Source organism: Streptomyces flavofungini (genome assembly GCF_041028215.1).
GTDB lineage: Bacteria > Actinomycetota > Actinomycetes > Streptomycetales > Streptomycetaceae > Streptomyces > Streptomyces flavofungini_B.
Map to the genome: position 1 here is coordinate 1 of NZ_JASKYR010000347.1, position 9,042 is coordinate 9,042.

The following is a 9,042-nucleotide window of genomic DNA, read 5'->3' on the forward strand; positions in this document are numbered from 1 at the left end:
CCTTATACGCGGTACGCGGTACGCGGAACGCGGCGGGCCGCGCGGCCCGGCCGTCCGGCCCGCCGTGTCCGCCCGTACGCTAGGAACTCCCCCTGAGGGAGGTTCAAGACGTGGGACCGGAGGCGGGGCCGGACGGCCTGTGGAGCATCGGGCAGCTCGCCGAGCGGGCGGGCGTCACCGTCAAGACCGTCCGCTTCTACTCCGACCGGGGACTGCTGCCCGAGGCCGCCCGCAGCGGCGGCGGCCACCGCAGATACGGTCCGGACGCGCTCGACCGGCTGCGCCTCATCCGGTCCCTGCGCGCCCTCGACCTGCCGGTTCCCGTCGTGCGGCGGGCGCTCGACGGTCAGGACCCGCTGGCGGACGTCGTCGAGGGGCAGTTGCGCGAGGTCGGCTCGCGGCTGACCGAGCTGCGCTGGCGCGAGGCCGCGCTCCGGCTGCTCCATGACTGCGCCCCGGAGCAACGGGCCGAGCGGCTGCGCCTGGTCGGCGCCCTCGGCACGCCGCCGAGCACGGCCCCGCTCGCCCGGTTCTGGCGGCGCTGGCTGCCCGCGCGGATGCCCGCCCGCGTGGTCTCCGCCGTCGTCGAACAGGCGGTGCCGCCGCTGCCGGAGGACCCGGGCCCGGAGCAGGTGCTCGCCCTCGCCCGGCTCAACGAGTTCGTCGCGGGCCCCTGCCCCGGCCCCGGCCGCCCGGAGCGGGGCCGCGGCCAGCCCGAGGTGCACCTGCCCGGCAAGGGGTACCGGCCCGCCGTGCTCTACGAAGGCCTGCCCGAGGCCTTCGAGCTCGCGGCGGCGCGGCTCAGGGCCGGGCGGGCGCCGCACGAGGGCGAGGCGCTCGACTGCTTCGTGGCCGCCCACGCCGCCGCCCTCAACACCCGGGACTCCGCCGACTTCCGCCGAGGCCTGCACCGCATGCTCGCGGCCGAACCCCGCCTCGACCGCTACTGGCAGCTCACCGCCGAGGTCACCCGCCCGCGGACCGGACCGCCCGAGCCGACGCCGGGCGCCGCCGACGACTGGCTGAGGGCGGCCCTCCGGGCGGTGGCGTGACCGGGGCCGCGGGCAAGCGCTGGCCTTGACGCCCACGTCAAGGATTACCGTCGGGGCATGCGAATCGGCGAGCTCGCGGCGCGCGCGGGGACGACCACGCGGACGCTGCGCTACTACGAGTCCCGGGGGCTGCTGCCCGCGCGGCGCACCGGCAACGGCTACCGCACGTACGACGAGGACGACGTACGCCTCCTGGAGCAGATCAGGACCCTTCAGGACTTCGGGTTCGACCTGGAGGAGACGCGGCCCTTTGTGGAGTGTCTGCGCTCCGGTCACCCGGAGGGCGACTCGTGCCCCGCGTCGCTCGCCGTGTACCGCCGCAAGCTCACCGAACTCGACGCGCTGATCGGGGAGTTGTCGGCGGTGCGCGCGCAGGTGGGCGCGCAGCTCGCGCGCGCCGAGGCGGCGACTCCCGGTGGTCCCGGGCCGCGGTGCGAACTGACCGGATGACGATGAGGAGAGTGGCGGAGTGAAGGCGGCAGGTGTGGCCGAGGTCACGGACGCGGATTTCGAGGAGGAGGTGCTGCGGGAGGCGGGCCGCCCGGTGCTCGTGGAGTTCACGGCGGACTGGTGCGGGCCGTGCAGGCAGCTCGCGCCGGTCCTGAGCGAGCTGGCGAAGGAGGAGGCCGAGCGGCTGAAGATCGTCCAGCTCGACGTGGACCGCAGCCCGGAGACGGCGGTCGCCTACAAGGTGCTCTCGGCGCCGACGATGATCGTGTTCCGCGACGGTGAGCCCGTGCGGCAGATGGTGGGCGCGCGGGCGAAGCGCAAGCTGCTCGCGGACCTGGCGGACGTGCTCTGAGAACAGCGAAGAACGAGCGGAGAACAAGAGAATCGCCCCGGACGAATTGACGTCCGGGGCGATTCTCTGCGTATATTGGATTCTTTCGCGGAGCTCTGCCCATTTGGACATGTGAAGCCTCTGCGAGAATCTCTATAAGAGCACTGTAACGGGCAAGGGGCTGAATTGTCAAGCGAGGAATTGCGGGAAGAGCAGCAATTCGTCTCCGGGCTGTACGCGCGCCTGGACGTGCTGCGCGAGGAGGCCGAGGCCGCGGTGCAGACGTCGTTGGCGCAGGTCGGGACCGGTTTCCAGGCGCGCCTTGAGCGCGATGTCGCGGTGGCGGAGCAGTCCGGCCTGCTCGCCGCCTTCGACTCGGGGGAGAACGGGCTCTGCTTCGGCAGGCTCGAATTCCGCGACGGCCGCGACCACCACATCGGGCGTATCGGAATCCGTGCCTCGGACGCCGAGCGGACCCCGCTCGTGATCGACTGGCGCGCCGATGTCGCGCGCCCCTTCTATCTCGCGACCGGCCATACGCCGATGGGCCTGCGCAGGCGCCGGCACATCACCACCCAGGGCCGCGAGGTCACCGCCCTGCACGACGAGATCCTGGATCTCGGTGACACCCGGCGCACCGGCCACGAGGGCGCCGACGCCGATGAGGTGCTGCTCGCCGCGCTCGACTCGGCGCGCACCGGCCGCATGCACGACATCGTGCAGACCATCCAGGCGGAGCAGGACCGCATCATCCGCGCCCCGCACCGCGGCGTCCTGGTCGTCGAGGGCGGACCCGGCACCGGCAAGACCGTGGTGGCGCTGCACCGTGCCGCGTTCCTGCTCTACGCGCACCGCGAGCTGCTCGCCAAGCGCGCCGTCCTGATCGTCGGCCCGAACCCGGCGTTCCTCGGCTACATCGGCGAGGTGCTGCCCGCGCTCGGCGAGACGGGCGTGCTCCTCGCCACGGTCGGCGAGCTGTTCCCCGGCGTCACGGCGACCGGCACCGACAGCCCGGCGGCGGCCGAGGTCAAGGGCCGCGCGCGGATGGCGGACGTCCTCGCACGGGCCGTACGCGACCGCCAGCGGACCCCGGAGCCGGGCGAGCCCATGGTCATCGAGCACGACGACGGCGACCTCGTCCTGGACTGGACGATCGCCGACGCCGCCCGCGAGGCGGCCCGCGCGGCCGACGTGCCGCACAACCTGGGCCGCCCCTACTTCGCCTTCCGCGTGATCGACTCGCTCACCGCGCAGCTCGCCGACCGCATCGGCGCCGACCCCTACGGAGGACCCAACTTCCTCGGCCCCGACGACGTGGCCCAGCTCGGCAAGGGCGTCGCGGCGAGCGCCGAGGTCCGCGCGGCGATCGAGGAGCTGTGGCCGACGCTGACCCCGCAGGACTTCCTCGCCGACTACCTCCAGGAGCCGACGGGCCTGGACGAGAGGGACGCGGCGCTGATCCGCCGCCCGCGCGGCACGGCCTGGACGCCCGCCGACGTCCCCCTCCTCGACGAGGCCGCCGAGCTGCTCGGGCACGACGACAGCGCCGCGCGGGCCGTCGCCGAGGCCGAGCGGGCGGAGCAGATCGCGTACGCGCAGGGCGTGCTCGACGTGTCCCGGGCCTCGCGGACGTACGAGTTCGAGGACAAGGACGAGGACGACGCCGAGATCCTGCTCGCGCACAACATCATCGACGCCGAGCGGATGGCCGAGCGGCAGGAGGAGGCGGACCACCGCAGCGCCGCCGAGCGGGCGGCGGCCGACCGCACCTGGGCGTTCGGGCACATCATCGTCGACGAGGCGCAGGAGCTCTCCGCGATGGCGTGGCGGCTGCTGATGCGGCGCAGCCCGACGCGCTCGATGACGCTGGTCGGCGACCCGGCGCAGACCGCGGAGGCGGGCGGCTGCGGCACCTGGGAGAAGATCCTGACGCCGTACGTCGAGGACCGCTGGGAGTACACCCGGCTCGGCGTCAACTACCGCACGCCGCAGGAGATCATGGACGTGGCGGCGGAGGTGCCGCGCGTCGAGCAGCCGGACTTCCGGCCGCCGAGCTCGGTGCGGTCCACGGGCGTGCGGCCCTGGGCGCGCCGCGCCGACGACCTCGCCGCCGCCGTGGCGCTAGCGGTGGCCGCCGAGGCCGGGGACGAGGGCCGCCTCGCGGTCATCGCCCCCCGCGAGCTCCACGCGGAGCTCGCCGCACAGCTCCCCGGGGTGACGGCCGGGGAGGTCCCGGACCTGACGCGGCCGGTCGTACTGATCGATCCGCGTCAGGCGAAGGGCCTGGAGTTCGACACGGTCCTGGTCGTCGAGCCCGCCCGCTACGGCACCAGCGACCTGTACGTGGCGCTGACCCGGGCCACCCAGCGCCTCGGCGTCCTGTACGCCGAGGAGCTGCCGGTGGCCCTGAAGACGCTGACGTAGCGCGGCGGGCGCGGGGGCCTCACACGGGCCGGAGCCACACCGTGGCCAGCGGCGGCAGCGTCCGCCGCAGCGACGCGGGGCGGCCGTGYGAGGCCACCGGCTCCGGCTTCAGCGGGTCGGGGTTGGTGACGTCGCCGCCGCCGTAGCGCGCCTCGTCGGTGTTCAGGACCTCCTGCCAGGCCGCGGGCCCGTCGGGCACGCCCAGGCGGTAGGCGTGCCGCACGACCGGGGAGAAGTGGGAGACGGCGAGCAGCGGGGCGCCCTCCTTGTCGTAGCGGAGGAAGGCGAAGACGTTGTCCTCGGCGGCGTCGCCGTCGACCCAGGCGAAGCCGCCGGGGTCGGTGTCGCGCTGCCACAGGGCGGGCTCGCGCCGGTACACCGTGTTCAGGTCGCGGACGAGGTCCCGTACGCCCCGGTGGTCCGCTTCCGCGCCGTAGGCCGGGTCGAGCAGCCACCAGTCGGGGCCGTGCCCCTCCGACCACTCGGCGCCCTGCGCGAACTCCTGGCCCATGAAGAGGAGCTGCTTGCCGGGGTGGGCCCACATGAAGCCGAGGTAGGCGCGGTGGTTGGCGCGCTGCTGCCACCAGTCGCCGGGCATCTTCGACACCAGGGACCGCTTGCCGTGCACGACCTCGTCGTGCGAGATCGGCAGGACGTAGTTCTCGCTGTAGGCGTACACCATCGAGAACGTCATCTCGTTGTGGTGGTACTTGCGGTGCACCGGCTCCTTCGTCACGTAGTCGAGGGAGTCGTGCATCCACCCCATGTTCCACTTCAGGCCGAAGCCGAGGCCGCCGAAGCCGCCGGGGCCGAGGTGGTGGGTGGCCCGGGTGACGCCGTCCCAGGCGGTGGACTCCTCGGCGATGGTGACGACGCCGGGGGAGCGGCGGTAGACGGTGGCGTTCATCTCCTGGAGGAAGGCGACGGCGTCGAGGTTCTCCCGGCCGCCGTGCACGTTCGGCGTCCACTCGCCGTGTTCGCGGGAGTAGTCGAGGTAGAGCATCGAGGCGACCGCGTCGACGCGCAGTCCGTCGATGTGGAACTCCTCGCACCAGTAACTGGCGTTGGCGACAAGGAAGTTGCGGACCTCGTTGCGTCCGTAGTCGAACTCCAGGGTGCCCCAGTCGGGATGCGCCGCGCGGGCCGGGTCCTCGTGCTCGTACAGCGGGCGTCCGTCGAACTCGGCGAGCGCCCAGTCGTCGCGCGGGAAGTGCGCGGGCACCCAGTCCATCAGGACACCGATCCCGGCCCGGTGCAGCGCGTCCACCAGGTGCTTGAAGTCGTCGGGGGTGCCGAGGCGGGAGGTCGGCGCGTAGAACCCGGTGACCTGGTAGCCCCAGGAGCCGCCGAAGGGGTGCTCGGCCACGGGCATCAGCTCGACGTGCGTGAACCCCAGGTCGGCCACGTACGCGGGGAGCTGCTCGGCCAGCTGGCGGTAGGTGAGCCCCGGGCGCCAGGAGGCGAGGTGCACCTCGTAGACGGAGAAGGGCGCCTCGTGGACCGGCGGGTCGGTGCGCCGGGCGAGCCAGTCCTGGTCGTGCCACTCGTGGTGCGACTCGTGCACGACCGAGGAGTTGGCGGGCGGGGTCTCCGTGCGGCGGGCCAGCGGGTCGGCGCGCAGCGTCTTGGAGCCGTCGGGGCGGGTGATCTCGAACTTGTACAGCTCGCCCTCGCCGACGGACGGCGCGAACAGCTCCCACACGCCGCTGGAGCCGAGCGAGCGCATCGGGAAGCCGGTGCCGTCCCAGAAGTTGAAGCCGCCGACGACCCGCACCCCGCGGGCGTTCGGCGCCCACACCGTGAAGCGGGTGCCGGTCGCGCCCTGGTGGACCATGGGCCGCGCCCCGAGCGCCTCCCAGAGCCGCTCGTGCCGCCCCTCACCGATCAGATGCAGGTCGAACTCGCCGAGGGAGGGCAGGAAGCGGTACGCGTCGTGCGTCTCGATGTCCGCCTGTTCGTAGCGGATGCGGAGCCGGTAGTCCCCGGGCGCGGCGGGCAGCGGAAGCACCACGGAGAAGAACCCGTCGCCGTCGTCGGTCAGCTCCGCCCTGAGGTCGTCGGCGACCACGGAGACGGCCTTGGCGTAGGGCCGCAGCGCCCGGAAGGCGATGCCCCCGGCGACGGGGTGCGCCCCGAGCACGCCGTGCGGGTCGTGGTGGGTGCCGTCGAGCAGCCGCACCCGGTCCTCGTACGGAACGGGCGAGGCGGTGACGGCCGCGACGCCCGCCCGGGGACGGCTCACGCCCCGTGCCGCGGGCACGCTCGCCGCCCGCTCGGCGGGCGTCTCCTTCCGGGCGGCGGGCACGGCCTTCTTCCCGGCGCCCGCTGCGGACTTCGGCGGCCGTTTCGCCGCGGTCTTCCTGGCGGGCTTCGCGGCCCTCGGGGGCTTCGGGGGTGTGGCGTCCGGCACCGCCTTGGCGGTGGCCGGTGACTTCGCGGCCTTGGCGGGCACCGCCCTCTTGGCGGCGGCCGCGGACCCGGATCCGGACCCGGTCTCGGCCGTCTTCGCCGGCCTGGCCTTCTTCGCGGGCTGCGACTTCTTCGTGGGCTTGGCCGTCGCAGCCGTCTCGGCCGCTTCGTCGGACGGTTTGCGGGGACGGGGGGTCACTGGAGGAGCCTCCTGTGGAGGAGTGGTCAGAGGGCGTCGTCGGCGGGGCCGGTCCCGGCCAGGCGGCGGGCCGCGGCCAGCGGGACCTGGAGCCAGCCGGGGCGGTGCCGGGCTTCGTAGAGGACTTCGTAGACCGCCTTGTCGGTCTCGTGGGCCCGCAGCAGTACGGGGTCGGTGCGGGGGTCGCGGCCCGAGACGTCGGCGTAGCCGACGCAGAACGCGGCCCGGCACTCCGCGGCCCAGTCGGGAGCCCAGGGCTCGGCCGAGCAGGCCGCGTAGTCGAAGGAGCGCAGCATGCCCGCGACGTCCCGCACGACGGGCTGCGGCAGCCTGCGCTCGGCGAGCGGGCGCGCGGGTTCGCCCTCGAAGTCGATGAGCGACCAGTTGCCGTCGGGCGAGCGCATGCACTGCCCGAGGTGCAGATCGCCGTGGACGCGCTGGGCGGTCCACGACTGGCCCTCGCCGCCGAGGTCGGCCAGCGCCTCGTAGGCGGTGAGCAGCCCCGGCGCGTACGGCCGCAGCGCGGGGACCGCCTGGGCCGCCGCGGCGAGCCGCTCCGCCATGGCGTCGGCCAGCTGCTCCACCTGGGCCCGGCCCAGGGTGACGGTGGGCAGCGCGGCGGCGAGCGCCGCGTGCACCTCGGCCGTGGCGCGGCCGATGGCCCGGGCCTCGCCGGTGAAGGACTCGCCCTTGGCGAGCATGCGCAGCGCCAGCTCCCAGCCGTCGTCGGCGGCGGCGAGAAAGGGCTGGAGCACGCCGAGCCCGCACTCCTCGTCCGCCGTGCCGGGGCCGGTGCCGGTGCCCGTGCCCGTGCCCGTGCCGAGGTCGGCGAAGAACCAGGCGGCGGGCGCGGGCACCCGTGCGCAGCCCTGCCGGGCCAGGTGCAGCGGGAGTTCGAGGTCGGGATTGCTGCCGGGCACGATCCGGCGGTACAGCTTCAAGATGAACGTATCTCCGTATATGACCGAGGAGTTGGACTGCTCGGCCCTGAGCGGGCGCGGGGCGAGGCCGCTGGGTATCTCCACCCCCATGTCCCGCTCGAAGCGGAGGGGCCCGTGCCGCCCCGGCATCCGCAGCCGCTCCAGGAGCAGCGCCGCGAGCCGGGGGTCGTGCAGTGCCTCGTACACCGTCTGTCCGGCGAGCGGGCCCTCGGTGACATGGCCGATGAAGGTGGCCGCGAGCTGCGGCGGCAGGGCGCGGCGGACGCCGATGAGCAGTTGGTAGCAGTCGCCGGGCCCCTCGGCCGACGAGCCCTCGGGCAGGGGGTCCCGCACGGAGCCGAGGGGCTGGTGGACCCGCAGGAGCAGGTGCAGCAGGCCGGCGGTGGAGCCGCGCGGGAGGAGTTCGGTCACCGCAACCGGCTCGAAGCCGCTGATGGGGCGGCCCTTTCCGGCGAACCACCGCTGCCGCGGCAGCCACTCGCGCAGGAGCGGGTCGAGAGAGGCGAGCAGCGCGGTGGCGTGCGCGTTGGGGCGGGTGGCGGCTTCCGACATGACGTCGCGTCCTTCCGCGTGGCGGACAGGTCAGTGTGCGGGGGTGCCGGTCTGCGTGTGGGTGCCCAGGGCGGAGCGGGGGAAACCGCCCCGCGCGGGCTTCGCGCTGCCGGAGCCTACGCCGGTTCCTGGCGCAGCCGGAACCAGTAGAAGCCGTGCCCCGCGAGGGTCAGGAGGTACGGCAGTTCACCGATGGCCGGGAAGCGCACCCCGCCGATCAGTTCGACGGGATGGCGTCCGTTGAAGGCTTGTAGATCCAGTTCGGTGGGCTGGGCGAACCGCGAGAAGTTGTGAACGCACAGCACGAGGTCGTCGCCGTCCTCGTCCGTCGGCGGCGCTTCCCTGAGGAAGGCGAGGACGGCGGGGTTGGAGGAGGGGAGTTCGGTGTAGCTGCCGAGGCCGAAGGCGGGGTTCTGCTTGCGGATCTCGATCATCCTGCGGGTCCAGTGCAGGAGGGAGGAGGGCGAGGACATGGAGGCCTCGACGTTGGTGACCTGGTAGCCGTAGACCGGGTCCATGATCGTGGGGAGGTAGAGGCGGCCGGGGTCGCAGGAGGAGAAGCCCGCGTTGCGGKCGGGGGTCCACTGCATGGGGGTGCGGACCGCGTCGCGGTCGCCGAGCCAGATGTTGTCGCCCATGCCGATCTCGTCGCCGTAGTACAGGATCGGCGAGCCGGGCAGGGAG

Annotated in this window: 7 protein-coding genes; 4 read left to right on the forward strand and 3 right to left on the reverse strand. The window is 73.7% G+C overall.

Going from position 1 to position 9,042, the window contains the following annotated elements; genetic code table 11:
* The first annotated feature begins 110 nt into the window (after positions 1-110).
* The 4 genes from AB8Z36_RS22925 (at position 111) to AB8Z36_RS22940 (ending at position 4,257) form a co-directional block, all read left to right on the forward strand.
* Positions 111-1,052, forward strand: a complete 942-nt coding sequence (locus AB8Z36_RS22925; protein WP_369215241.1) for a helix-turn-helix domain-containing protein — start codon at positions 111-113, stop codon at positions 1,050-1,052.
* A gap of 57 nt (positions 1,053-1,109) precedes the next feature.
* On the forward strand, positions 1,110-1,502 hold the full coding sequence (locus AB8Z36_RS22930; protein ID WP_369215242.1) for a MerR family transcriptional regulator: 393 nt from the start codon (positions 1,110-1,112) through the stop codon (positions 1,500-1,502).
* A gap of 19 nt (positions 1,503-1,521) precedes the next feature.
* Positions 1,522-1,854 (forward strand): thioredoxin, encoded by a 333-nt coding sequence (gene trxA / locus AB8Z36_RS22935; protein ID WP_369215243.1) that lies wholly within the window; start codon positions 1,522-1,524, stop codon positions 1,852-1,854.
* Between the two features lie 165 nt (positions 1,855-2,019).
* Entirely contained in the window at positions 2,020-4,257 is a 2,238-nt protein-coding gene (locus AB8Z36_RS22940) for a HelD family protein (RefSeq protein WP_369215244.1), read from the forward strand.
* Positions 4,258-4,276: 19 nt separating this feature from the next.
* On the opposite strand, the gene glgB is transcribed toward AB8Z36_RS22940, so the two are convergent.
* From glgB to AB8Z36_RS22955, 3 genes are all read right to left on the reverse strand, one after another.
* Positions 4,277-6,961 (reverse strand): 1,4-alpha-glucan branching enzyme, encoded by a 2,685-nt coding sequence (glgB, locus tag AB8Z36_RS22945; protein WP_440581976.1) that lies wholly within the window; start codon positions 6,959-6,961, stop codon positions 4,277-4,279.
* Positions 6,892-8,358, reverse strand: a complete 1,467-nt coding sequence (locus tag AB8Z36_RS22950; protein WP_369215245.1) for a maltokinase N-terminal cap-like domain-containing protein — start codon at positions 8,356-8,358, stop codon at positions 6,892-6,894. The genes glgB and AB8Z36_RS22950 overlap by 70 nt, the downstream gene beginning before the upstream one ends.
* 116 nt (positions 8,359-8,474) lie before the next feature.
* A partial coding sequence (locus AB8Z36_RS22955; RefSeq protein ID WP_369215246.1) for an alpha-glucosidase C-terminal domain-containing protein occupies positions 8,475-9,042 on the reverse strand: 568 nt, incomplete at its 5' end.

Coding starts and splice junctions, on each gene's coding strand:
- AB8Z36_RS22930 (WP_369215242.1), top strand. CDS start 1,110: ATGCGAATCGGCGAGCTCGCGGCGCGCGCGGGGACGACCACGCGGACG.
- AB8Z36_RS22950 (WP_369215245.1), bottom strand. CDS start 8,358: ATGTCGGAAGCCGCCACCCGCCCCAACGCGCACGCCACCGCGCTGCTC.